21 protein-coding genes are annotated in these 24,817 nt (G+C 71.2%); 8 read left to right on the top strand and 13 right to left on the bottom strand.

Annotated elements, in window-relative coordinates; translation table 11 throughout:
- Positions 1–26: 26 nt before the first annotated feature.
- The 7 genes from AB0H87_RS03985 to hemL all read right to left on the bottom strand — a co-directional run bounded on the left by AB0H87_RS03985 (position 27) and on the right by hemL (position 6,312).
- Positions 27–452: a PH domain-containing protein gene (locus AB0H87_RS03985; protein WP_360139188.1), complete on the bottom strand. Its 426-nt coding sequence runs from the start codon at positions 450–452 to the stop codon at positions 27–29.
- Between the two features lie 22 nt (positions 453–474).
- On the bottom strand, positions 475–1,431 hold the full coding sequence (gene ccsB, locus AB0H87_RS03980) for a c-type cytochrome biogenesis protein CcsB (RefSeq protein WP_360139185.1): 957 nt from the start codon (positions 1,429–1,431) through the stop codon (positions 475–477).
- Positions 1,431–3,005, bottom strand: a complete 1,575-nt coding sequence (locus tag AB0H87_RS03975; protein WP_360139182.1) for a cytochrome c biogenesis protein ResB — start codon at positions 3,003–3,005, stop codon at positions 1,431–1,433. Before AB0H87_RS03975 ends, ccsB begins: the two co-directional genes overlap by 1 nt.
- On the bottom strand, positions 3,005–3,757 hold the full coding sequence (locus AB0H87_RS03970) for a cytochrome c biogenesis protein CcdA (RefSeq protein ID WP_360139179.1): 753 nt from the start codon (positions 3,755–3,757) through the stop codon (positions 3,005–3,007). The genes AB0H87_RS03975 and AB0H87_RS03970 overlap by 1 nt, the downstream gene beginning before the upstream one ends.
- Positions 3,757–4,269: a TlpA disulfide reductase family protein gene (locus AB0H87_RS03965; RefSeq protein ID WP_360139224.1), complete on the bottom strand. Its 513-nt coding sequence runs from the start codon at positions 4,267–4,269 to the stop codon at positions 3,757–3,759. Before AB0H87_RS03965 ends, AB0H87_RS03970 begins: the two co-directional genes overlap by 1 nt.
- 61 nt (positions 4,270–4,330) lie before the next feature.
- Positions 4,331–4,978 (bottom strand): histidine phosphatase family protein, encoded by a 648-nt coding sequence (locus AB0H87_RS03960; protein WP_360139176.1) that lies wholly within the window; start codon positions 4,976–4,978, stop codon positions 4,331–4,333.
- Complete coding sequence (hemL, locus tag AB0H87_RS03955; RefSeq protein WP_360139173.1) at positions 4,975–6,312, bottom strand: glutamate-1-semialdehyde 2,1-aminomutase; 1,338 nt, start codon at positions 6,310–6,312, stop codon at positions 4,975–4,977. Before hemL ends, AB0H87_RS03960 begins: the two co-directional genes overlap by 4 nt.
- 99 nt (positions 6,313–6,411) lie before the next feature.
- On the opposite strand from hemL, the gene AB0H87_RS03950 reads away from it, so the two are divergent.
- Positions 6,412–6,747 carry an STAS domain-containing protein gene (locus AB0H87_RS03950; RefSeq protein ID WP_360139170.1) on the top strand — a complete coding sequence of 112 codons (336 nt, stop codon included), beginning with the start codon at positions 6,412–6,414 and terminating at the stop codon, positions 6,745–6,747.
- A 9-nt stretch (positions 6,748–6,756) separates the two neighbouring features.
- Here the strand turns inward: AB0H87_RS03950 and AB0H87_RS03945 are convergent, their stop codons facing one another.
- Together AB0H87_RS03945 and AB0H87_RS03940 are read right to left on the bottom strand one after the other, a co-directional pair.
- Positions 6,757–7,302: a response regulator gene (locus AB0H87_RS03945; RefSeq protein ID WP_360139167.1), complete on the bottom strand. Its 546-nt coding sequence runs from the start codon at positions 7,300–7,302 to the stop codon at positions 6,757–6,759.
- Positions 7,303–7,311: 9 nt separating this feature from the next.
- Positions 7,312–11,718 carry a HAMP domain-containing protein gene (locus AB0H87_RS03940; protein ID WP_360139164.1) on the bottom strand — a complete coding sequence of 1,469 codons (4,407 nt, stop codon included), beginning with the start codon at positions 11,716–11,718 and terminating at the stop codon, positions 7,312–7,314.
- A 643-nt stretch (positions 11,719–12,361) separates the two neighbouring features.
- On the opposite strand from AB0H87_RS03940, the gene AB0H87_RS03935 reads away from it, so the two are divergent.
- The 4 genes from AB0H87_RS03935 to AB0H87_RS03920 all read left to right on the top strand — a co-directional run bounded on the left by AB0H87_RS03935 (position 12,362) and on the right by AB0H87_RS03920 (position 17,656).
- Complete coding sequence (locus tag AB0H87_RS03935; protein ID WP_360139161.1) at positions 12,362–14,452, top strand: SpoIIE family protein phosphatase; 2,091 nt, start codon at positions 12,362–12,364, stop codon at positions 14,450–14,452.
- Between the two features lie 7 nt (positions 14,453–14,459).
- Entirely contained in the window at positions 14,460–14,960 is a 501-nt protein-coding gene (locus AB0H87_RS03930) for a class I SAM-dependent methyltransferase (RefSeq protein WP_360139158.1), read from the top strand.
- A 9-nt stretch (positions 14,961–14,969) separates the two neighbouring features.
- Positions 14,970–16,601, top strand: a complete 1,632-nt coding sequence (locus AB0H87_RS03925) for an MFS transporter (protein WP_360139155.1) — start codon at positions 14,970–14,972, stop codon at positions 16,599–16,601.
- Positions 16,602–17,017: 416 nt separating this feature from the next.
- Entirely contained in the window at positions 17,018–17,656 is a 639-nt protein-coding gene (locus AB0H87_RS03920; RefSeq protein WP_360139152.1) for an ATP-dependent Clp protease proteolytic subunit, read from the top strand.
- A 26-nt stretch (positions 17,657–17,682) separates the two neighbouring features.
- On the opposite strand, the gene AB0H87_RS03915 is transcribed toward AB0H87_RS03920, so the two are convergent.
- Positions 17,683–18,972, bottom strand: a complete 1,290-nt coding sequence (locus AB0H87_RS03915) for an FAD-binding oxidoreductase (RefSeq protein ID WP_360139149.1) — start codon at positions 18,970–18,972, stop codon at positions 17,683–17,685.
- A 69-nt stretch (positions 18,973–19,041) separates the two neighbouring features.
- Here AB0H87_RS03915 and AB0H87_RS03910 point away from each other — a divergent pair, with 69 nt between their 5' ends.
- Positions 19,042–21,144, top strand: a complete 2,103-nt coding sequence (locus AB0H87_RS03910) for a S9 family peptidase (protein ID WP_360139146.1) — start codon at positions 19,042–19,044, stop codon at positions 21,142–21,144.
- Between the two features lie 47 nt (positions 21,145–21,191).
- Here the strand turns inward: AB0H87_RS03910 and AB0H87_RS03905 are convergent, their stop codons facing one another.
- Genes AB0H87_RS03905 through AB0H87_RS03895 form a run of 3 tightly spaced genes read right to left on the bottom strand, consistent with a single transcriptional unit; the run spans position 21,192 to position 22,671 of the window.
- Positions 21,192–21,431, bottom strand: coding sequence for a hypothetical protein (locus AB0H87_RS03905; protein ID WP_360139143.1), 240 nt, complete (start codon positions 21,429–21,431; stop codon positions 21,192–21,194).
- Positions 21,432–21,490: 59 nt separating this feature from the next.
- Positions 21,491–22,441 carry a threonine/serine dehydratase gene (locus AB0H87_RS03900; protein WP_360139140.1) on the bottom strand — a complete coding sequence of 317 codons (951 nt, stop codon included), beginning with the start codon at positions 22,439–22,441 and terminating at the stop codon, positions 21,491–21,493.
- Entirely contained in the window at positions 22,438–22,671 is a 234-nt protein-coding gene (locus tag AB0H87_RS03895; RefSeq protein ID WP_089252336.1) for a winged helix-turn-helix domain-containing protein, read from the bottom strand. Before AB0H87_RS03895 ends, AB0H87_RS03900 begins: the two co-directional genes overlap by 4 nt.
- A gap of 411 nt (positions 22,672–23,082) precedes the next feature.
- Here AB0H87_RS03895 and AB0H87_RS03890 point away from each other — a divergent pair, with 411 nt between their 5' ends.
- Complete coding sequence (locus tag AB0H87_RS03890) at positions 23,083–23,451, top strand: hypothetical protein (RefSeq protein ID WP_360139136.1); 369 nt, start codon at positions 23,083–23,085, stop codon at positions 23,449–23,451.
- 417 nt (positions 23,452–23,868) lie between these two features.
- Positions 23,869–24,780 carry a ketopantoate reductase family protein gene (locus AB0H87_RS03885; protein ID WP_360139133.1) on the top strand — a complete coding sequence of 304 codons (912 nt, stop codon included), beginning with the start codon at positions 23,869–23,871 and terminating at the stop codon, positions 24,778–24,780.
- The last annotated feature ends 37 nt before the right edge of the window (positions 24,781–24,817 follow it).

Raw genomic sequence — 24,817 nt, 5'->3', positions numbered from 1 at the left:
ACGCCGGCGGTCGGCCGGCTGCTGCTTCAGGAAACGCGCGCACCGGCGATCGCGTCGGCGACGTCGTCGGCCCGCGTGCGCCGGCCGGTCCAGTTGGCCAGGTTGGACTTCTGCACGGCCCAGGCGGTGACCGCCCGGCCGTCGCGGGTCTCGATCCGCAGCCCGCCGTAACCGGTCTTCGCGTCGGCGACGTCGGCCAGCGGCAGCCGCTGGGTCCGCAAGGGGTTGCGCACCTCGACGTCCGTCTCGGTCAGCGTCACGGCCGGCCGCAATGCCAACAGCGCCGGCAGCAGCACGGCAGCGAGGCCGAACACGAGCGCATAGGAAAGCGCGAGATCCAACCCGTCACGCGCGACAGCGATCCCGGCGCGGACGATCACCCACAGCCCGAAGGCGATGAACACGATCCCGAATATCCGACCGGCCAGCGATACCCGCCACGTCTGCCGCATCGGCACAGGATAGTGATGGCGATCAGAGGCCGCCGTAGGAGTGGAGGCCCGTGAAGAAGATGTTGACGCCGAACAGGTTCATCAGCATCGTCAGGAAGCCGAGCACCGCGATCCAGGTCGCCGTGGTCTTCTTGACGCTCGGTGTCGCCCGGGCGTGCAGGTAGCCCGCGTAGACGATCCAGGAGATGAACGCCCAGACCTCCTTCGGGTCCCAGCCCCAGTAGCGGCCCCACGCCGACTCCGCCCAGATCGGGCCCGCGATCAGCGCGCCGAAGGTCCAGATCGGGAACGCGAACGCGTGCAGGCGGAACGAGAGGCGCTCCAGGACCGCCGCCGAGGGGAGGCGCTCGCCCAGGCTGAACGGGAACCCGGCGCGACCCTTGTCCCAGCCGGAGCGGATCAGGAACAGGCCCGCCGGCACGAAGCCGATCAGGAACACGCCCGACGAGATGGCCACGGCGGTCACGTGGATCGCCAGCCAGTACGAGTCCAGCGCCGGCACCAGCGGGCCGACCGGCACGTAGAGGAACAGGGCGGCGACGCCCAGCAGGACCACCTGGGTCAGCGCGACGTAGAGGCCCAGGTGGCGCAGCGCCGGACGCTGGACCATCACGACGATCCACGCCACCGCGGCGACCGAGGTGGCCGCGAGGACGTACTCGTACATGTTGCCCCAGGGGAGCCGATCGCCCGCGACGCCGCGGAAGACCAGCGAGCCGAACTGCGCGGCGCCCGCGAGCACCAGCACCGCGGCGGCGATCCGGCCCGCCCAGAGCCCGCGGCCCGGCGGCGGAGCCTGCTTCTTGACCTCTTCGATCACCTCGACCACCGGCGGGCCGCCGGCGCCCACCAGCTCTCGCGTCGCCACGCGAGCGACGACACCGCGGTCGCCGAACGCGTACACGGCGGCGTAGCAGATCATCGCGACGAGGTAGCCGAGCATGGCCACCACAAGCAGCGCGTCCGACAAGGCGGCCATCAGGTCTTCTTCTCTCTCACGGCGGCGACGGTCGAAGCGAACTCCTCGGCGAAGCCGGGGTAGTCGGTGCGCGGCAGCCCACCGGCTTCGAGCAATCTACTACTGGACGTCGGAGACGGGGAAGTCAGTCGGAAGAAGACGCGCCGGCGCTTTCCGAACAGCGAGCCCATCAGCCCGCCGAGCGCGAGCACCGCCGCGACCAGCGCGATGCCCTGGCCGGGGTCGTGCCGCACGGACAGCGTCGCGTACTCCTTCGTGCCGACGAACCGCACCGTCGAACCGTCGTCGAGCGTCCAGGTGTCGCCGGGCCGCAGCAACTTGGGCTCGCCGACGGGCTTGAGCCGGCCCGCGTCGATCTGCCCCTGGTCGAGCCGGTACACCGAACTCGGGATGCCCGCGTCGAGGCCCAGGTTGCCGCGATAGGCGGTGAGCATCAGGGCGGGGTTGTTCTCCGCCGGGAACCGCGACGTCACGAACGGCGGCTGGTCCGGCGCGGTCGGCAGGTAGATCCCGTCGAAGCCCATCTGCAGCGACGGGTCGCGCTTGCCGGTCGCCGGGTCGACGTTGGCGTCCGGGAACGAGATCGCGCCGGTGCTGGTCTGCATCTCGTCGGTCGAGAGGAACGGGCCTTCCTTGGTCTGCGTCTTACCGAACCGGTCGGTGTAGCTCAGGATCGGCGCGTAGCCGTGGCCGAGCAGGTAGACCGAGGCGCCGTCGAGCCGCAGCGGGTCGTTGACCGAGAAGCTCGTCTTGCGGGTCGGCCCGTCGCCCTCGACGGTCGCCGACGCGCGGAACTCCTTGGGCTGCCCGCTCGGCTGGTACGTCGCCGTGAAGTCCTCGAGCGTCAGGCAGAACGGCGGCAGCTTCCCCTCGTCGACGCGTGGGCCGAGCTTCGACTCGTCGTACTGCTGCAGGCTGTTGCAGAAGCTCGTGTCCTTGCCGGCGACCAGGATGCGGTTGCCGTGCCAGCCGTACCAGGAGCCGAGCGCGACGGCGACCAGCACCGCCATCAGCGAGAAGTGGAAGATCAGGTTGCCGGTCTCCTTGAGGTAGCCCTTCTCGGCCGAGACCGTGTCGCCGCGGACCGCGACGCGCCAGCGCTGCTTGCGCAGCGCGGCGGCCACCCCGTCGATGTCGCCGGCGTAGTCGTCGACCGTGTCGTGTTGCGGCAACCGGTCGAGCCGGGCAGGCACGTTCGGGGGTACGGAGCGGATCGCGCGGTAGTGGTCGCGCAGGCGCGGGATCACGCAGCCGATCAACGACGTGAACAGCAGCAGGTAGATCGCCGCGAACCAGGCGGAGCCGAAGACGTTGAAGCCGTCGACCTTCTCGATCCACGGCGCGAGCGTCGGGTGCTCGCGGTAGTACTGCTGCACCTGCTCGATCGCGACGTTGCTCTGCGGCAGCACCGAGCCCGGGATCGACGCGACGGCCAGCAGGAAGAGCAGCACGAGCGCCGTCCGCATGCTGGTGAGCTGCCGCCAGAGACCGCGGGCGACGCCGAACAGGAAGCCGCCCCAGCCGGACGGGCGGGGTGCCTCCGGCGGGGCGGGTCGCGTCTCGGTCGCGGTCATCAGATGCCGATCTTCCCGACGCCGACGCTGGTCTGCAGCCAGATCAGGAAACTGTTCCAGCCGCCCGTGACCAGCGCCAGCCCGATTAGGATCAGCAGCGCGCCGCCGACCCGGGTCACCCACCTGCTGTTGCGTCGGATCAGCTTGAACAGCCCGAGCAGCCGGGTGAAGAACAGCCCGAAGACCACGAACGGGATGCCCAGCCCGAGGCAGTACGCGACCGCGAGCACGACGGCCCGGTCGGCCTGCCCCGAGGTGCTGGCCAGCAGCAGCACCGCGCCCATGGTCGGGCCGACGCACGGCACCCAGGACAGCGCGAAGACCGCGCCGAAGACCGGCGCCGCGAGCAGGCCCGCCTTGGGCAGCGCCTGGATCCGCAGCTCGCGCTGCAGGCCAGGGATCACACCGAGGAACGCCAGCGCCAGCACGATGATCAGCGAGCCGACCACGATCTCCAGCACCCGGCGGTGCTCGACCATCACCCAGCCGACCCGGCTGACCAGCACCGCGACCAGCACGAACACGGTGGTGAAGCCGACGATGAACAGCATGGTCCCGGCCAGCACCCGGCTCCGCTCGCGCACCTTGCGCTCGAGCTCCGAGCCGGCCAGGCCGGTGACGTACGACAGGTAGCCGGGCACGAGCGGGAGCACGCACGGCGAGAGGAAGCTGACCAGCCCGGCCAGTGCGGCGCCGCCGATCGCGAAGAGCAGCGGGCCGCCGGTGGCCAGATTCTCGAACGTCTCGCCCATCAGGACGCCTCGGCGGCGACCCGCTCGACGATCGGCTCCAACTGCTGCTGGGTGACGGCGCGGCGGATCACGTACGCGATGTCGCCGGACCGGTCGAGGATGATCGTGGCGGGGATGGAGTTCGGCGGGATCTCGAAGCCGAGCGCGAGCTTGCTCGACGGGTCGAACACGCTCGGGTACGCGACGCGCTGGTTGTGGAACGCGAGCGCGGCGTCCCGGTTGTCGCGGATGTTGATGCCGAGGAAGTCGACACCCTTCGCCTTGGTCGCCTCGTACACGTTCTCCAGGTCGTCGATCTCGGCCCGGCAGGGCGCGCACCAGGAGCCCCAGAAGTTGACGACGACGACCTTGCCGGCGCTGGCCGCCGAGTCGTAGGAGCCGCCTTCGAGCAGTTCGCCTTCGACCGCCGGGGCGGACGGGCGCTTGCCGGCGGCGCACTCGATGAAGCCCTCGCTGGAGGTCGAGCAGAGGTCCTTCCAGCTGTCACCGCCGCGGCCGGCGACCACGTACACGACGGCGGCCACCGCGAACACGGCGACCGCTATCCCGACGAGGAGCCCGCGACGGCGCACGTCAGGCGCCCTTGGCGTGGCGCGCGTTGGGCGAGAGCGCGACCAGATGCGCGGCCGGCTCCGAGTAGCCGATGCCGACCACCTTGGCGCCGTCGAAGTGGAACGAGGTCAGGCTGCACAGTCCACATTGGCGCTTGCGCGGGTCGTGCCAGAGCCGCTTGCGCTCGACGTACCGCCGCAGGGTCCAGATCGGCAGTTGGTGCGAGATGCAGACGGCCTCGTGCCCCTCGGCGGCGACCCGGGCGGCGTGCACGGCGGCGAACATCCGCTCCGCGATCGCCCGGTAGGCCTCGCCCCAGGACGGGGTCAGCGGGTCGCGCAGCACCCACCAGTTGCGCGGGTCACGGAACGAGCCGTCGCCGGGCGAGACCCGCTTGCCCTCGAACCAGTTGCCGCTCTCGATCAGCCGCTCGTCGACCGCGACCGGGAGGCCGAACTGGGCCGCGATCGGCTCGGCGGTCTCCTGGGCGCGCTCCAGCGGGCTGGCCACGACGTGCGTGACGTCGCGGTCGGCGAGGGCCTGCGCGGCGGCTTTGGCCATCTGCGCGCCCAGCTCGCTGAGCTTGAAGCCGGGCAGGCGCCCGTACAGGATCTTGTCTGGGTTGTGCACCTCGCCGTGCCGCAGCACGTGCACCACCGTCGTCGTCAACTCGCGCCCCCCGCGTCCGCCGCCGCCCGCGCCGCGCCCGGCAGGGCCGCGGCCAACACCTCGAGAGCGGCGTCGTCGATCGCCGCTGACACGAACCACGACTCGAACGCGCTCGGCGGGAGGTAGACGCCGGCGTCGAGCATCGCGTGGAAGAACGCCTTGAAGGCGGGCACGTTCTGGGCGCGGGCGCCGTCGAAGTCGACCACGTCGGCGTCGGTGAAGAAGATCGAGAACATGTTGCCGGCGTACGAGAGCCGGTGCGGCACGCCGGCGCCGGCGAGCGCCTCGGCGGCGAGCTTGCCCACGGTGCCCGCGGTCTCGTCGAGGCGACGGTAGACGGCGTCGTCGGCGAGCCGCAGCGAGGCGAGGCCGGCGGCGCAGGCGAGCGGGTTCCCGGACAGCGTGCCGGCCTGGTACACCGGCCCGGCCGGGGCCAGCTTCTCCATGATCTCGGCCCGGCCGCCGAACGCCGCGGCCGGCAGCCCGCCGCCCATCACCTTGCCGTAGGTGAACAGGTCGGCGCCGGTCTCCTCGATGCCGGCCCAGCCGGACCTCGAGACGCGGAAGCCGGTCATCACCTCGTCGACGACGAACAGCGCGCCGTTGGCGTGCGCGATCCGGGCGACGCCCGCGTTGAACCCGTCCCGCGGCGCGATCACGCCCATGTTGCCGGGCGCGGCCTCGGTGATCACGGCCGCGATCTCGGCGCCGTCCTTGGCGAAGATCGCCTCGACCGCGGCGAGGTCGTTGTACGGGAGCACGATCGTGTCGGCCGCCGCGGCGCCGGTGACGCCCGGCGAGTCGGGCAGCGCGAACGTGGCGACGCCGGAGCCGGCGGAGGCCAGCAGCGCGTCGACGTGGCCGTGGTAGCAGCCGGCGAACTTGACGATCTTCGGCCGGCCGGTGAAGCCGCGGGCCAGCCGGATCGCCGACATCGTCGCCTCGGTGCCGGAGTTCACCAGGCGCACCTGGTCGATCGGGGTGCGGGCGACCATCTCGGCGGCCAGTTCGACCTCGCCCGGGGTGGGCGTGCCGAAGCTCGTGCCGCGGGCGGCGGCCGCCTGGACGGCGTCGACCACAGCCGGGTGGGCGTGCCCGTGGATCAGCGGACCCCACGAGCAGACGAGGTCGAGATAGCGGCGGTCGTCGGCGTCGAACAGCCAGGGACCCTCGCCGCGGACCATGAAGCGGGGGGTGCCGCCGACCGCGCGGAACGCGCGCACAGGGGAGTTCACCCCGCCCGGGGTCAGCTCTCGGGCGCGGCGGAACAGGGCCTCGGATGCCGGCGCGTCGGGCGAGTACCGACCGGGGCCGGCCGAATATGTTTCGGTCACGGTGCTGCCATTCTGACAGCGTGTAGGAGATGGCAGCCAGGCGCCCCTACGGCTGACGCTCGACAGGCCGGTCCCGGGAGATCGCGATAGGCTCCTAGCGTGGATCGACCGGAGCTGTCCATCGCCGTGCGACGCACGCCCGAAGAGGTCGTGCTGAGTCTCGCCGGCGAGATTGACATGCTCACCGGCAACCGGTTGGTGAACGCGATCACCGAGGTTCTGACCGAGCCGACGCCACGGATCACCCTCGATCTCGCCGGCGTCACGTTCTGCGACTCCACCGGCCTCGGCACGCTCGTCGTGCTCAGCCGCAAGGCGCGGGACGCACAGAGCGTGTTGATCCTGACCAACGTCGGTGACTTTCTGATGCGGGTGCTCGACATCACCGGCGTACGCTCCGCGCTCATGGTCAAGAACAACGAGCCTTCCAGCTGAGGCTGGCGCCTAGCCCCAGCGGGCCTGCTCCAGCATCGCGATCGCCCGGTCGCGCGAGCCCTCCTCGCCGCTGCGCAGCAGCGCGGTGGCCGCGTCGACCGCCTCGGCCAGGCTCTTCCAGCGCGCCTCGCGCTCGCGCACGTCCTCACTGTGCGCGGCGAGTTGGCGACTCTTCGTCCACAGGTCGACGAAGACCGAGACCTTGGCACGGAGCACCCAGGGATCGAACGGCTTCGTCAAGTAGTCGACCGCACCCGCCGCGTAACCACGCAGCGCGAGTTGCGCGTCCCGGTCGGCCGCGGTGAGGAAGATGATCGGCACGTGCCGGGTCCGCTCGCGGCGCTTGATGTGGTTGGCCGTCTCGAAACCGTCCATGTCCGGCATCTGGGCGTCCAGCAGGATCACGGCGAAGTCGTCGACCAGCAGCTGTTTCAGCGCCGCCTCGCCACTTTCGACCGCCACTGACTTCACCGGCAGCCCTTGCAGGATCGCCTCCAACGCGAGGAGGTTTTCCTTGCGGTCGTCGACCAGCAGTGCTTTCGCGGTGCCACTCACCGTCCCACCCTAACGGTCAAGCTGCCCGCCTTCCTGGCTCGTGCGGTCGGCGGTGCCGTGCACCCAGCTCGCCATCAGGTCGATCAGCTCGTCGAGGTCGACCGGTTTGGTGATGTAGTCGGTCGCGCCGGCCGCGATCGCGGACTCGCGGTCGCCGGGCATCGCCTTGGCGGTCAGGAACACCACCGGCAGGCCCGCGTTGTGGTGGTTGCGCCGGATCACCCGGGTGGTCTCGTATCCGTCCTGGTCGGGCATCATCGCGTCCATCAGCACGATGTCGACCTCCGGGTGCTCGGCCAGCGCGCGCACGCCGTCGCCGCCGTTGTCGGCGTAGAGCACCGACATGCCGTGCAGCTCCAGCGCGCTGGTCAGGGCGAAGACGTTGCGGACGTCGTCGTCGATGATCAGCACGGTGGCGCCGTCCAGGGCCCGGCTGGCCGCGCTCGGCTGCCGCACGGTCTCGGTCGTGGGACGCAGCAGCGGCGGCACGGTGCTGCGCGGCGGCGCGGGCGCCGGCATCGGCGCGACGACCGCGTCGGGCGCGAGCACATCGGGCACGAGCAGCGTGAACGTCGAACCCACACCGGGCTCGGAGACCACCGTGATCGTGCCGCCGATGAGCCGGGCCAGGTCGCGGCTGATCGACAGGCCCAGCCCGGTGCCGCCGTACCGCCGGCTGGTGGTGCCGTCGGCCTGTTGGAACGCCTCGAAGATCAGGCTCAGCTTGTCGTCGGGCACCCCGATGCCGGTGTCGGTGACCGAGAAGGCGAACACGGTGCGGGCCGCCTGCAGCGCCGGGACGTCGAGGTCCGGGCTCGGCTCGGCGGTCTGGATGCGCAGCGCCACCTCACCCGTGTCGGTGAACTTGACCGCGTTCGAGAGCAGGTTGCGCAGGATCTGCTGGAGCCGCTGGGCGTCCGTGATCAGCATCTCCGGCAGGTCCGGCCCGGTCTCGACCACGAAGCGCAGGCCCTTGTCCTCGGCCTGTGGCGCGAACGCCTGCTCGACGTACCCCCGGATCTCGTCGAACCGCAGCTCCGTCGGCTCGACGTCCATCCGGCCGACCTCGATCTTCGACAGGTCCAGGATGTCGTCGATCAGCGAGAGCAGGTCCGACCCCGCACTGTGGATGGTGCGGGCGAACTCGATCTGCTTGGCGGTCAGGTTCTCGTCCGGGTTGTCGGCCAGCAGCCGGGCTAGTAGTAGGAGCGAGTTGAGCGGCGTACGCAGCTCGTGGCTCATGTTGGCGAGGAACTCGGTCTTGTACGCACTTGCGGCGGAGAGCTGCCGCGCCTTCTCCTCCAGGCCGATCCGGGCCAGCTCGATCTCCTGGTTCTTCGTCTCGATGTTGATGTTCTGGTCGGAGAGGAGCTTCGCCTTCTCCTCCAGCTCGTTGTTGGTGCGCTGCAGCTCGGCCGACTGCTCCTGCAGCTCGTGCGCGAGCCGCTGCGACTGGGCCAGCAGCTCCTCCGTGCGCCGGTTGGCCTGGATCGTGTTGAGGGCCACGCCGATGGTGGCGACGAGCCGCTCCAGGAACGTGAGGTGCAGGTCCGAGAACGCGTCGATGCAGGCGAACTCGATGACGCCGAGCACCTCGCCCTCGAACAGCACCGGCAGCACGACCAGGTCGCGTGGGCGGGCGTCGAGCATCCCGGAGCGCAGCGTGAGCGTGCCGGTGGGCTCGGCGCCGACCCGGATCGGGCGGCGGGACAGCGCCGCCTGGCCGACCAGCCCCTCGCCCGGGCCGAAGACGACGTGGTGGTCGCGGGCGACGTAGCCGTACGAGGCGGTCAGCCGCAGCCGGACCACACCCTCGTCGGTGTCGGCGAGGAAGAACGCGCCGAGCTGGGCGTCGACCAGCGGGGTGACCTCGGTCATGATCATGCGGCAGACCTCGCCGAGGTCGCGCTGGCCCTGCAGCAGGCCGCCGATCCGGGCCACGTTGGAGTCGAGCCAGCCCTGCTCGGCGTTCTTCTTCGTGGTCTCGCGCAGGGTGACGATCATCTGGTTGATGTTGTCCTTGAGGTCGGCGACCTCGCCCTGCGCCTCGACGGTGATGCGCTGGGTCAGGTCGCCCCTGGTGACGGACGTCGACACGCCGGCGATCGCGCGGAGCTGCGTGGTCAGCGTCGAGGCGAGCTGGTTGACGTTGTCGGTCAGGTCGCGCCAGGTGCCGGACACGCCCTTCACCTGGGCCTGGCCGCCGAGCTTGCCCTCGATGCCGACCTCGCGGGCGACCCGGGTGACCTCGTCGGCGAAGCTGGAGAGCTGGTCGACCATCGTGTTGACCGTGTTCTTCAGCTCCAGGATCTCGCCCTGCGCGTCGACCGTGATCTTCTGGCCGAGGTCGCCCTTCGCGACCGCCGTGGTGACGGACGCGATGTTGCGGACCTGGCTGGTCAGGTTGGACGCCATCGAGTTCACGTTGTCGGTCAGGTCGCGCCAGGTGCCCGCGACGCCGCGGACCTGGGCCTGACCGCCGAGCTGACCCTCGATGCCGACCTCGCGGGCCACGCGCGTGACCTCGTCGGCGAAGCTCGACAGCTGGTCGACCATCGTGTTGACCGTGTTCTTCAGCTCCAGGATCTCGCCCTGCGCGTCCACCGTGATCTTCTGGCTCAGGTCGCCGCGGGCCACCGCCGTGGAGACCTGGGCGATGTTGCGGACCTGGCTCGTCAGGTTGGACGCCATGAAGTTCACGTTGTCGGTCAGGTCGCGCCAGGTGCCCGCGACGCCGCGGACCTGGGCCTGACCGCCGAGCTTGCCTTCGGTGCCGACCTCGCGGGCCACGCGGGTGACCTCGTCGGCGAAGCTGGACAGCTGGTCGACCATCGTGTTGACCGTCGACTTGAGCTCGAGGATCTCGCCGCGGGCGTCCACCGTGATCTTCTGGCCGAGGTCACCCTTCGCGACCGCCGTGGTGACGGACGCGATGTTGCGGACCTGGCTGGTCAGGTTGGACGCCATCGAGTTGACGTTGTCGGTGAGGTCGCGCCAGGTGCCGGAGACGCCCTTCACCTGGGCCTGGCCGCCGAGCTTGCCCTCGGTGCCGACCTCGCGGGCGACGCGGGTGACCTCGTCGGCGAAGCTGCTCAGCTGGTCCACCATCGTGTTGACGGTGTTCTTCAGCTCCAGCATCTCGCCGCGGGCGTCGACGGTGATCTTCTGGCTCAGGTCGCCCTTCGCGACCGCGGTGGACACCTGGGAGATGTTGCGGACCTGGCTGGTCAGGTTGCCGGCGAGCTGGTTCACGTTCTCCGTGAGGTCGCGCCAGGTGCCGGAGACGCCGCGGACCTGGGCCTGACCGCCGAGCTTGCCCTCGGTGCCCACCTCGCGGGCCACCCGGGTGACCTCGTCGGCGAAACTCGACAGCTGGTCCACCATCGTGTTGACGGTGTCCTTCAGCTCCAGGATCTCGCCCTGCGCGGCCACCGTGATCTTCTGGGAGAGGTCGCCGTTCGCGACCGCCGTGCTCACCTGGGCGATGTTGCGGACCTGGGCCGTCAGGTTCGACGCCATCGAGTTGACGGAGTCGGTGAGATCCTTCCACGTGCCGGCCACGTTGGGTACGGCCGCCTGGCCGCCGAGCTTGCCCTCGGTGCCCACCTCGCGGGCCACGCGGGTGACCTGCTCGGCGAACAGCCGCAGCGTGTCGGTGAGCGAGTTCATGGTGTCGGCCAGCGCGGCGACCTCGCCGCGGGCGCTCACGGTGATTTTCTGGCTCAGGTCGCCGCGGGCCACGGCGGTCGCCACCGCGGAGATCGAGCGGACCTGGTGGGTCAGGTTGCTCGCCATCGTGTTGACCGAGTCTGTGAGGTCCTTCCAGGTGCCGGCGACGCCACGGACGTCGGCCTGGCCGCCCAGCTCACCCTCGGTGCCCACCTCGCGGGCCACCCGGGTGACCTCGTTGGAGAAGCTGGAGAGCTGGTCGACCATCGTGTTGACCGTGCGGCCGATGCGCAGGAACTCACCGCGCAGCGGGCGGCCGTCCATCTCCAGCGCCATGTGCTGGCTGAGGTCGCCGTCGGCGACGGCCACGATGACGCGGGCGATCTCGGTGGTCGGCCGGCCCAGGTCGTCGATCAGCGAGTTGATCGCACGCTGGCTCTCCGCCCACGACCCGTCGTAGCCCTCCTCGTCGAGCCGCTCGGTGAGCCGACCGTCGCGACCGACGATCCGGCTGATCCGGCGCACGTCGAGGTGCTGCCGCTCCTGCATGGCGACGACGTCGTTGAAGGCGTCGGCCACCTCGCCGGCCAGCCCGGCCCGCCGGGCCAGGCGCACCTTGAGATCGCCACGCGCGACCCGACGCAGTGCTTCGGCCAACTCTTCGAGCTGACGCCGGTTCTCGGCCTGGCTCTGCTTGTCGTCGGCGGCGGACTGCTCCGCGGCGGTGGTTGATTTCGCCGTGGTCATGGGGTTCCTCGCTCGGTCTGCTCGGGAGGTTGTCGACGGGGGGAGGCCGCCGGCAGCCTTCCCATCATGGCCTTTGCCGCATGGCGGGCGCGAGGCCGTGGGTCGGGATTAGGGCGACCAGACGGGACGCCCAGGAACATTTAGCCACCTCGACCACCCTGCCAGCCGCCCCGAACCGACCGCCAGACGCGCCCGAACCGCCGATTGCCGCATATCAGACACCTGACATGATTGCCGACACCACGCCACCCCCGCGCCCGCGCCGGACCCACCGGTCTGCGGCTTTGGCGGCTGCGGCCCAACGCTCCGCAGCGGCCTTGGCGACCGCTACTCCCGGTCTGCGGCGGCCCGGTCCGCGCCGGAACCCAACGGGCCGCGGCGGCCTGGAGACCGCTGGGCCGCGGTGTCCGCGGGTCGGCGGTCGCCGGTCCGTCGGAGCGCCCGTTGGGCGGCCCTCGCCCGGCGCCAGAGGTTGCGGGCCGCGCCTGCGTGTGGGGGCGGTTGGTTGGGGAACGGGTCAGCGCGGAGGGCTGATCGGGGTCATCCTGTTGTGGCTTTCGGCGCATGGGGGGCGTGTGGCCACGGGTACGGACCAGACCGGGCGGCTTGGAACATTCCGTCGCTTCGGGGCAGGATGCTAAGCGTGTCAGGGGAGGTCGTCGCGGGCCGGGTCGAGCACGTCCGTCATGTGCGGCTGCCGGCCGACCGGCGCACACCGGCTGCCGCGCGGGCCCTGGTGCGGGCTGTGCTGGCCGAAGCCGGGCTCGACGACCTCAGCAACGAAGCCCTGCTGCTGACCACCGAGCTGTCCACCAACGCGGTCGTGCACGCCGGGACCGAGCTCGACATCGAGGTCGCCGCCGACTCAATCGGGCTGACCGTCACCGTCACCGACTTCGCCGGTGGGCCGATCGAGACCGTGTTGGTTCGACCCCGGCCGGATGTTTCTGATTTGTCGGAGATTTCGGAACGCGGGCGTGGGCTCCTTCTGGTCGATCACTTCGCGTCGCGCTGGGGCACCATCCACGAGGGCGCGCGCAAGGGTGTCTGGTTTCGGCTCGACCGGGCGGAGGCCGCCGAGGCGCCGCACGCGGTCGTGCCCAGGCAGCTCGCCACCGGCGCCGCGCTCGGCAGCCCGCCCGTGGTGACCGCGGTGGCGCCCGGGCCGACGCCCACCGCCACTGAGATGGCCGCCCTCAGCCAGACCTCGCCGGACGCCTACTCCGATGACCCGCTCCCCGACTTCGCCAGCGACCTGCTCGCCCGGGTCGCCGAGATGGTCGGTGCCGCCGGTGGCATCGTCCGGCTCGACCGTGGCGACGGCGCCGGTTCCCGGGTGCTGGCCCGCTACGGCCGCACGCCCCGGCCCGACGACGATCTGGTGCGAATGCCGCTCGCCGTCAACCGGCCCTACAGCGGCGAGCTTGAGCTTGACGCCGCGCCGTCGACCTACGCGCAGCCGCTGGCCGCGCTCGTCACCGAGCGGCTGTCGCTCTACGTCGAGAACGACCGCCTCCGCCGGGCCGACCTGCGCCGGCAGAGCTGGCTCACGTTCCTCGCCGAGGCGAGCGAGTTGCTGGCGCAGTCGCTGGACGTACACCTGACAATGGCGCTGATCCCGCAGTTGGTCGTGCCGCGGCTCGGGCAGTGGTGCGCCGTGCACACCACCGACGAGTGGGGGCGGTTGCACCTCGCGGCGGCCAGCCACGCCGACGAGTCGATGTTGGCGCGGCTGCACGCGGTGCTCGCGGAGACCGGGCCCGAGTCGATGTTGGCGCGGCTGCGCGAGGCGTCGCGGACCGAGTCGCAGGTGCCGCTCGGCGCGCCGATGGAAGGTTTCGCGGTGCCGCTCGTGGCGCGCGGGCAGCGGCTCGGCACTCTCGCGGTCGGCCGGCACCAGCGCCATCGGCACGACCCGGACGAGATCGCCGTGATCGAGGACGTGGCGCGGCGCGCCGGGCTCGCGATCGAGAACGCGCGGATCCACGAAGAGCGCCGCAAGGTCGCGCACACGCTGCAACAGTCGCTGCTGCCGCCCGTGCTGCCGGTGGTCAAGGGCATCGGCTTCGCCGCCGAGTACGTGCCGACCGGCGACGCGGCCGAGGTCGGCGGCGACTTCTACGACGTGGTGCCGCTCACCGATGATCGCTGGCTCGTCGTCGTCGGCGACGTGTCCGGCAAGGGCGTCCCCGCGGCGGCGGTCACCGGGCTCGTCCGCGACGTGATCCGGGTGCTGGTGCACGACGCGCGGCCGCTGCCCGAGGCCCTGCACCGGCTCAACGAGACGCTCGTCGAGCGCGGCGGCGGCCGTTACTGCACGCTGGCGCTCGCCGCGGTCGGCCCGGCCGCCTCCGGCGACGGCGCCCTGGCCGTCTCGCTGCACCTGGCGGGCCACGACCGGCCCGTCGCGGTGCGCGCGGACGGACGAGCCAGCTTCGTGGGTACGGGCGGCACGGCGCTCGGCCTCCTCGACGACGTCGCGACGCCGGTGGCCGAGCTGACCCTGCGCCCGGGCGACGCGCTGGTCTTCTACACCGACGGCGTGACCGAGCGGCGGCGCGGCCGCGACCTGTTCGGCCCCGAGCGACTGCGGGACGCCGCGGCGCCGCTCGCCGGCTACTCGGCGGATGTGGTGGCCGCGCGGCTCAAGACCGCCGTGATCGGGTTCTCCGCCGACACGCCCCGGGACGACATCGCGATCCTGGTCCTGCGGAACGACTTCGTGCCCGGGTAGGTCTGCGATGGAGCGGATCCGGTGGTCGGTGGACCAGGTTGATCCGGGTTCCGATGAACGGATCATGGAGATCGGCTGCGGCGGGGGTACGGCGGCCGCGCTGGTCTGCGGTCGGCTCGTGACCGGTTCGCTGACGGCGATCGACCGGTCGCTGACGGCGGTGCGGCGCACGCTCGCCCGGAACGGTTCGTGCGTCGAGTCGGGCCGGCTGACCGTGCTCCAGGCGCCGTTCACTTTCGACGGCGTCGGTGAGCTGGGCGGGTTCGACAAGATCTTCTCGATCAACGTGAACCTGTTCTGGACCTCGCCGGCCCGGGAGGAACTGGCGCTGCTGCGGCGGCTCCTGGTGCCGGGCGGTGCGATGTTCGCCTGCTGGGGGCGGGGTCCGACGCCGGGGCGGTCCGACGAGATCGCCGCGCGTACCGCCGCCCGCTTCTCCGACGCCGGCTTCGAGACCTCGGTGATCTCCTCGGCCGGTCTCCAGTGTGTGAGGGCTTTGTCCGTTTAGCGTGACTTGGTGACCAGCGCCGTCGAACCCGGTTCGAACAAGTACACCGCGCTCGCGGCGATGGTGTTCGCGGTCGCGATGACGTTCATCGACCAGACGATCGTGTCGATCGCCGTGCCCGACATCTCCGGCGAGCTCGGTGTCTCCGCGGCCGCGATCCAGTGGGTGATCAACGGCTACCTGCTGTCGCTGTCCGCGTTCTTCGCGTTCGGCGGGCGGCTCGCCGACATCCTCGGCCACCGGCGGATGGTGCTCATCGGCGTCACGATCTTCGCGGTCGCCTCGGCCCTCTGCGGCGCGACCCCGGCGGGCGACGCGGCCGAGGCGTGGCTGATCATCTTCCGGGTCATCCAGGGCTTCGGCGCCGCGCTGCTGTTCCCGGCCGCGCTCGCGATCGTGGTGGCCGCGTTCCCGCTGCGGCAGCGGGGCCGGGCCTTGGCGATCTTCTTCGGCATCAGCGGCGGCCTGACGGCGATCGGCCCGATCCTGGGCGGCTGGCTCACGCAGTACACCTGGCGGGCGATCTTCTGGGTGAACGTACCCGTGGCGATCATCGCGATTGTGCTCACCTGGCTGGCCCGGGTGAACCCGGCGCACCGGCGCGAGAAGCTCGACTGGCGCGGCGCCGGCTTGATCGTCGCGGGCATGGCGCTGAGCGTGCTGGGCCTGCAGCAGGCCAGCTCGTGGGGTTGGGACAGCTGGCGGACGTGGCTGTGCATCGTCGCCGGGTTCGCGATCCTGGTGGTGTTCGTGCTGGTCGAGTTGCGGACGCCGGTCCCGCTGATCAAGGTGCGGATCTTCCAGGACCGCGCGTTCACGATCGACAACGCGGTGCTCTTCTTCGGCCTGATGGCGTTCGTGCCGCTGTTCTTCTTCGCGAGCGTCTACTCGCAGATCTCCCTCGGCCAGTCCGCCAGCGGCGCGGGCCTGTATTTGCTGATCTTCTTCGGCGGCTTCGTGGTGGCGGCGCAGATCGGCGGCCGCATGCTGGACACCGGCGGCGCGCGGCGCCCGGTCATCCTGGGCTGCGTGCTGGGCACGATCGGCTTCGCCTTCTGGGCGCGGTCGCTGACCACATTGGACGAAAGCAGCCAGTGGTACTGGATCGTGCTGTCCGGAGCGGGCATCGGCTTCTTCCTGGGCCCGGCAAGCACGGACGCGGTCAACCGCGCGATCAACGCGTCGTACGGGGAGGTCACGGGCATCACCCAGACGCTGCGCAACTACGGGTCGAGCCTGAGCCTGGCAATTCTCGGCACGGTGCTGTTGCAGGTGGGGCGGGACAAGATAACCACGTCGCTGACGGGCCTGGGCGTCCCGGGCGCGGACGCGACCGCGGCGGCGAACTCGCTGATGTCGTCGACGGGCGCGGGCACGTCCGCGGATGCGTTACCGCCGTCGATCCGGGAGGCGACGTTCGCGGCCATCCAACGCGACTACGCGGAAGCCAGCCGGGTGGTCTTCTACGGAATGGCGGTCGCCTTGTTCGTGGCGTTGTGTTTCGCGCTGTTCCATCCGGGCGGCAAGGTCACAGCGGAAAAGTTGAGCGACGACGCCCGACCGGGCGGTGCCGCACCGACCCGCACGTCGTCGAGCGGCCCGGACGATGGTCCGCTGAACCCACCGGTCGCCCCGGCGTGACGCTTTGGCTTGGATCACGGCCCGGGCCCCTCACCGATGCCTTCACGCCATGGCCGGTGGCACACGGTCGCGCGGATCCGGCGCCAGGCCACACGCTATCGGGACAAGCCCGGCCCAGAACGCGGCCACGGCCTGGACCAATGCCGTCGCACCAACCTGGGTCGGTCGGCGGCGCACGGTCGTGCGGGTCTGGGACCTTGACGCTCTTTGGACCAGCGCGGCCGCCCGCGATGCTGACCGTTGTGGATGTTCGCCGGCTGCGAACGGACGCGCCGCGGCGGCTCGACCGGTATAGCGTCGGCGGTAGGGCCGCCGACTGCTGTCTTTGTCGAGTGGCTTCGCGGCCGGACCGGTGACGGCGCCTAGGCGGCCGTTCCGCGCTGAACCGCGCCGGCGTGCGACGGAGGGGATCAACGATGCCGCTCGACGACCAACCGCGACGCTGGCACCTACCGCCCGGGCAGCCACAGTGGCAAGAGCAGCAGCCCGCGGAGGGCAGCCCGCCGCTGGCGCCGTGGCTGGAGGAGAAGCTCTTCGACCGGCGCATCGTGATCCTGCAAGGCACCGTGAACGGCGCGGCGGCCACCCGCACCGCGGCGGCGCTGCTGACCCTCGACGCCCAGGGCCCGGACCCGGTGGAACTGCACCTCCGCAGCCCCGACGGCGACCTGGACGCGGTCTTCGCGATCATCGACGCCCTCGACATCATGCACGCGCCGGTACACGCCCTGGCCACCGCCGAGATCGGCGGCGCCGCGATCGGCCTCTACGCGGTCGCCCCGCACCGCAAGGCGTTCCCGCACACCCGCTTCCGCCTACGCGAACCCCGCACGGCCGGCATCTCCGGCAACGCGGAGGACGTGGCCAACGCCGCCGGCCAGCACCTCCGCGCCCTCGACGACCTGATCGTCCGCATCGCCGAGGCCACCGGCCAGCCACGGAACCGCGTGGAGGACGACCTGTCCCGCGGGCGGCAGCTGACGGCCGAAGAGGCGCGCGAATACGGCCTGGTCAACGAGATCGTCGCCCCGGGCAAGAAGGGCGACCGGACCTGACCTCGGCGTCGGCGTCGGCGGCGGTGTCAGAGGCCGCCGATGTAGCGGCCGGGGGCCAGGCGGCGGTGTGGGTCGAAGCGGTCCTTCACCTCCCTCAGCGTCGGTAGGGCGGCCAGCGGCCCCCACATGTCGATCTGCTGCCGGACCAGCGGCGGCGCCGACGTCACCACGCACGTGCCGCCCCTGAACAGCAGCACCCCACGCACCGCCGTCAGGATGGCCGACACCCGCTCGGCGCCCAGGCTTGCCGGTAGGGCGGCGTGCACGACACCGATGCCGGCGGCGCCGCGGACCGGGACCGGGCCGCCGACCGCGTCGCGTAAGGCGTAGATCGCCGCGTGCAGGTCGCTGATCGGGACCGTCAACCGCAGCGCGACCTCGCCCGGCTCGAACGGGTAGCGGTGCCACCATCGCGGCGGCGTCTCCACCGCGCGGGCGTCGCCGCCGAGCACACCGATCAGTTGCTCCGCGCGGTCGAGGACGTCGACCCGCGGACCTTCCAGCAGCAGAGCCACCGTGCCCGGGCCCTGGCGGCTGCGCTGCCGTGGGATCAGGTTCGCGCGGTGCGCCGGCAGGTCGACCTCGATCGCCGACGGGGCCACGGATGCCGCCAACGCCTGGCGGACCAGGTCGTGGACCTCCAGCGGGGTCCACACCGACCGCGTCACCCACACGCGGGCCGCCGGCGCGGCCTGCGTGCGCAGTGTCGCCGAGACCAGCAGGGCCAGCGCGCCGTGCGAGCCGCACAGCACCTGGTTGAGGCCCGGCCCGTCAGCACCGCGCATGGACCACCCGTCGGCATGTTGCAGGCGGCCCTCGGCGTCGACATAGGAGACCCCGATGACCTGCTCGCACGGGCTTCCGTAGCGGTGCCGCAGCGGACCCGACTCGTCCGCCGCCAGGACGCCGCCGAGGGTCGCGCCGATCGAGCGCGGGTCGCAGGCCAGCCGCAGGCCGCGCTGCCCGAGCGCGGCCTGCACCGCGCGCACCGGCGTGCCCGCACCGACCTCCACGCTCAGCTCGCCTGGATCCCGGTGCCAGATCCCGGCCAGGCGGCCCGTGTCGACGACCACGTCGAGCCGGTCGGGCGCCCCGCCCCAGTCGACCTTGGTCGCCGCTCCGCGTGGGACCACCGCCAGGTCGTGGGCGGCGGCGAGCGCCAGCACCGCGGCAGCCGCCTCGACCGTGCCGGGCGCGGCCACCCACCGCGCCGGCACGCCCGCGACCTCGTCGGCGGGCCCGGCCTCCCGCGCGAACCCAGGCCCGCAAATGGCTGCCAGGCGCTGCCCCACGTCGAAGCTGCCCGGCGTCGCCATGCGCTCAATCGTACACATGTTCGAACGACCCGCAACGCCCTTGCAGGGCCGGCCGGGTAGCGTGAGCGCGTGACCGACGAGCCAACTGCCCCTGTCGCGAAGCGCGTACCCCACGAGCGCACGCACCATGGCGACACCGTCGTCGACGAGTACGCCTGGCTCGCGGAAAAAGACGATCCCGACACGCTCGGCTACCTCAAGGCCGAGAACGCGTACACGGAGGCGAAGACCGCGCATCTCGCCAGCCTGCGCGAGAAGCTGTTCGGCGAGATCCGCATGCGCACCCAGGAAACCGACCTTTCCGTGCCGTACCGGATGGGCCGTTTCTGGTACTACACCCGCACCGTCGAGGGCCAGCAGTACCCGATCTACTGCCGGATCCCGCTCGCCGACCCCGCGCAGACGACGCCGCCCGCGACCGGCGACGGCGCCCCGCTGCCCGGCGAGGAGATCCTGCTCGACGGCAACGCGCTCGCCGACGGCCACGAGTTCTTCGCGCTCGGCGCGTTCGACGTGAGCCCCGACGGCGACCGGCTCGCCTACTCGACCGACTTCACCGGCGACGAGCGCTTCACGCTGAAGATCAAGGACCTGCGGTCCGGCGAGGTGCTCGCCGACGAGGTGCCGGACACCTTCTACGGCACGGCCTGGTCGTACGACGGCGGCACGCTCTTCTATCTCACGGTCGACGACGCCTGGCGCCCCTATCGCGTCTGGCGGCACACGGTCGGCACGCCGACGAGCGAAGACGTCATCGTGTACGAGGAGCTCGACGAGCGCTTCTGGGTCGGCGTCGACCTGACGCGCTCGCAGCGCTACATCCTGATCGAGGCGGGCAGCAAGATCACCAGCGAGGTGCGGGTGATCCCGTCGGACGACCCCACCTCGGAGCCGGCCCTGATCGCGCCGCGCCGGCAGGGCATCGAGTACTCGGTGGAGCATCACGGCCACCGGTTCCTGATCCTGCACAACGACGGCGCCGAGGACTTCGAGCTGGCGTACACCTCTGTGGACAATCCGACGGGTTGGGCCACGATGGTGCCGCACCAGCCCGGCACCCGGCTCGAGTCGGTCGACGCGTTCGCCGAGCACCTGGTCATCTCGCTGCGCCGCGACGGCCTGTCCGGGCTGCGGATCCTGCCGCTGGGCGAGACCGACGGCTACGACATGCGCTTCCCGGAGCCCATCTACAGCGTCAACATCGACGCCAACCCCGAATACCAGACCGGCCTCGTACGCCTGCGCTACACGTCACTGACCACGCCGGAGTCGGTCTACGACTACGACCTGGCCACCGGCGAGCTGATCCTGCGCAAGCGCAAGCCCGTCAAGCCGGGCCCGGACGGCCGCGAGTTCGACCCGGCCGAGTACGAGCAGCACCGCGAGTGGGCGCTCGCCGACGACGGCACCCGCGTCCCGATCTCGTTGATCCGGCGCAAGGGCACACCGCGCGACGGCTCGGCGCCCTGCGTGCTCTACGGCTACGGCTCGTACGAGGCGTCGATGGACCCGTGGTTCTCGGTGCCCCGACTGTCGCTTCTGGACCGTGGCATGGTGTTCGCGGTCGCGCACGTGCGCGGCGGTGGCGAGCTGGGCCGGCACTGGTACGAGGACGGCAAGCTGCTGGCCAAGAAGAACACGTTCAGCGACTTCGTCGCCTGCGCCCAGCACCTCGCCAAGGCCGGCTGGACCTCGCCGGACCGGCTGGTCGCCCGCGGCGGGTCGGCCGGCGGCCTGCTGATGGGTGCCGTGGCCAACCTGGCACCGCACGCGTTCACCGCGATCGTCGCCGAAGTGCCCTTTGTGGACCCGCTGACGTCCATCCTGGACCCGTCGCTGCCGCTGACGGTGATGGAGTGGGAGGAGTGGGGCAACCCGCTCGCCGACGCCGAGGTCTACGCCTACATGAAGTCCTATTCGCCCTACGAGAACGTGTCCGCTGTGGACTACCCGGCGATCCTCGCGGCGAGCAGCCTCAACGACACCCGGGTGCTCTATCACGAGCCGACCAAGTGGGTCGCTCGGCTGCGCGCGACCGCGCCGGGCGGGCACTACCTGCTCAAGACGGAGATGGGCGCGGGCCACGGCGGGCCGAGCGGCCGCTACGACGCCTGGAAGGACGAGGCGTTCATCGCCGCGTGGGTTCTGGACCGCGTCGGCCTCGCCGACTGACGAGGTGACGAGGGGCCCGTCCATGTTGGACGGGCCCCTCGCAAACCTCAGGTCAGCGCGGCCGTCAGGACGAGGCCGAGCAGGAAGCCGACCACGCTGGCGCCGGCGGCGTACCAGCCGAGCGGCTTGTCGCCGAGCATCGCGCCGGCGATGCCCAGGATCAGGCCGAGCAGGCCGAAGACCGCCGGCCAGATGAGCACCGCGAGCACGGCGAACACGAACGCGACGATGGTGCAGACGCGGGCGGCCGAGCTACGCGGCCGGGCGGGGCTGGTCGGGTAGGACATGCCGTCACTCCTCGATTTGGGGGACGGCGGGTGGAGTACCCAAACCGGACGTGGGTTATTCAGGCGGCCGCGGCGGCCGCCAGCACGGCCGGGTCGACGTTGCCGCCGGTGATGACCGCGACGGTGCGACCCTGCGGCATCTGGTCGCGCCGGAACAGGAAGGCCGCGGTCGCGACCGCGCCGCTCGGCTCGACCACCAGTCGGGACCGCTGCACCAGCCGCGCGGTCGCCGCCGTGATCTGCGCTTCGGTGACTGTGATGATCCCGTCGAGCCTGGCGTGCAGGTGGGAGAAGGTCAGCTCGCTCAGCGGCACCCGCAGGCCGTCGGCGCTCGTACGGATCAGGTCGGCCACGTCCCAGGTGATCATCGTGCCGCGGACGAGCGACTCGTGGGCATCGGCGGCCAGGTCCGGCTCGACGCCGAAGACCTTCACGTCCGGCTTGCGGCCCTTGATCGCGGTGGCCACACCCGACGCGAGCCCACCACCGCCGACCGGCACCAGCACGACCTCGACGTCCGGGCAGTCGGCGAGGATCTCCAGGCCGACCGTGCCCTGGCCGGCGATGATGTCGCGATGGTCGTACGGCGGGATCAGCGTGAGACCCCGCTCGTCGGCCAGCCGTTGCGCCCGGGCGGCCCGCTGGCTCGGCGCGACCATGACGATCTCGGCGCCGATGTCGCGTACCGCGGCAATCTTGATCTCCGGAGCCGTCTCCGGGATGACGACGACGCACGGTGCGGCGACGGCGCGGGCCGCGTAGGCGAGCGCCAGGCCGTGGTTGCCGGACGAGTGGGTGACGACGCCGCGGGCCCGCTGCTCAGGGGTGAGTCTCGAGATCGCGTTGGTGGCACCGCGGAGCTTGAACGAGCCGACGGGCTGCAGGCTCTCGGGCTTGAGGTGCAGGCCGGGCGCCCAGGCGGCCGGCAGGACGGTGGTGCGCACCACCGAGCCCTCGATCGCCCGGGCAGCCGCCTCGACGTCGTCGACCGTGATCAGGTCGACGGTCACCCTTCGCTCTCCGGACGGGCGACGTAGACGCCCTTGCCTTGACGCCCGTCGAGCAGGCCTTCGGTCTTGAGGACCAGCATGGCGGACTCGATCGTCTGGCTGCTGACGCCGTATTGGGCGCACATCTCGCGCTTGGTCGGCAGCTTGGCGCCCGGCGCCAGTCGACCGTCCTTGATCTGCTCGCGGAGGTCGTCGGCGACGCGTCGGTAGTCCGGCTTGTAGGGGGACATGGGCTCACTTCCGGGTTGGCCAGTCCAGTAGATCACCCCTGTTGCAATCTTGCAACCACAAGACGACTAACCAAAGTTGCGAGGCAATGTAGACGTGCCAGAGTTGCCCTGGCAGCATGTGTGACGAAGGCGCTCGCTTCCGAGTTGGCCCTTGAAAACGGGCTCCTTCAACCCCCGGTTCGGGCACCCGCCCGTTCCGAGCCGGGGCGGGCCCGGACCCGTCAGGACCCGCCCCGGCGACCCATAAGGCCATGCCCGTTTCCCGGGTACGCCCCAGCGTCATGGCGGGCCCCGCTGCCCGCACCGGGAAACGGTCATGGGCCTGCGGCGGCAGCGGTCCGTGATCACGTCTCCGGACCGCTGTCTGCCACGGACCACGGACCACGGCCCACGGACCGGAAGGAGCCGGCGATGACGTTCTTCGGCGAACGCCCCGACGAGGCACAGATCGACGCGTGGAACCAGACCTATCTGTCCCACCGCCGAGACCCACAGACCCGCACCGAATGCGCGATGCCCGACTGCCACGGCCGCTTCCCGTGCGCGCTACGCCTCGACGCGGCGGAACTGCTGATCCTGGCCGGCATCGGCGTCCCGACCGCCCCGAAGCTATCCGGGGAGGTCGAGGTCCAGGACCCAGCTTCGTGCCGCGTCATCCCGTGGAGCAGCACGCAGGCCACATTGCCCCGAAAGCCAATCAGAACGTCAAGACCGAGCACCATCCGGAATGGACGGCATCCCACCGGGGTAGCCGCGCTGCCCGTCGCCGCGGCTTCTTGAAACTCACCGTCGCGCATCAATCATGATGTTGGCAGCACGCCGGGCCGGCGCAGCCACTGCCGCGCGACGCCCCATCCTGCAGGCGGGGCCGTCCATCGCGCGCCGCCTCAAGCCGCGGCGGATTCGGGGCCGAAACAAGCCGGCCGTAAAACCCGAATCCGAGCCGAAGTGCCAGCGAGCCTGCAGCTGCGGCGTGCCTGCCGACCCGCGCAATCTCAAGCCGCTGCGCTCCCGGCGAGGCCTCCGACACACGCCGGCCGTAAGGCCAGCATCCCGAGCCGAGGTGCCGACGGGCGTGACACCCGCGGCTGATCACGTCCCCGTCGACCCGCGCCGTCTCGGCGATTGGCTCCAGCAGGGGCGATGCCCGCGTGATCACTAGGCTAGAAGTGTCCTTCTGCGGGGGTTGGAGGCGATATGCGCGTTCTGGTGATCGGGGCCGGCGCTACCGGTGGCTACTTCGGGGCGCGGCTGACCCAAGCCGGCCGGGACGTGACCTTCCTGGTGCGCCCGCCACGCGCCGACCAGCTCGCCGAGCGCGGCCTCCGCGTCCGGGACACCGACGGCCACGTCGACCGGGTAGACATCCGCACGGTCACGCACGACCGCCTGACGGACAACTTCGACATCGTCCTCGTGGCGGTGAAGGCATACGCCCTGCCCACCGCGATCACCGACTTCTCCCCCGCCGTCGGCCCGCACACCGCCGTCATCCCGTTCCTGAACGGGATGAAACACATCGACAAACTGACGGCGGCGTTCGGCCCGACCAATGTGTACGGTGGCGTCCTCTACCTCGTCACCGAGCTGGCCGACGACGGCGACGTCGTCCACCTCGGCGGCAAAGCGGAGATGCGCTACGGCCCTCTGGCCCCTGGCGACGCACGGGCCGGGCAGATCCACGAAGCCCTCTCCGGAGCGGGCTTCCAGTCCGACCTCTCCACCACCATCGAGGCGGACATGTGGGAGAAGTGGGTCTACCTCGCCTCCGTCACCGCGGTCACCTGTCTGATGCGCGGCACGGTCGGTGACGTCACCGCGGTCCCCGGCGGCACGGACTTGGCGACGGCGATCGGCGACGAGGCGACAGCGGTCGCGACCGCGGCCGGCTTCCCGCCCCGCCCCGAAGCGGCCAAGCGACTCTTCGCGACCCTGACGGCACCGGGCGCGCCGACCACCTCGTCGGTCTACCGCGACCTGCGCCAAGGCCGCCGGCTCGAGAACGAGGCCGTCATCAGCGACCTCGTGCGCCGCGCCCGGGCGCTCGAGGTGCCGACTCCCCTGCTCGCCGCGACCGACGTCAACCTGGCCGTCTACCGCGCCCCCTGACGCCTATCGGTGGGCCTGAGCACGCCGGGACGCATGC

This window comes from Asanoa sp. NPDC050611 (assembly GCF_040654855.1).
Classification (GTDB): Bacteria; Actinomycetota; Actinomycetes; order Mycobacteriales; family Micromonosporaceae; genus Asanoa.
This window is presented reverse-complemented; position numbering and strand designations above follow the sequence as displayed.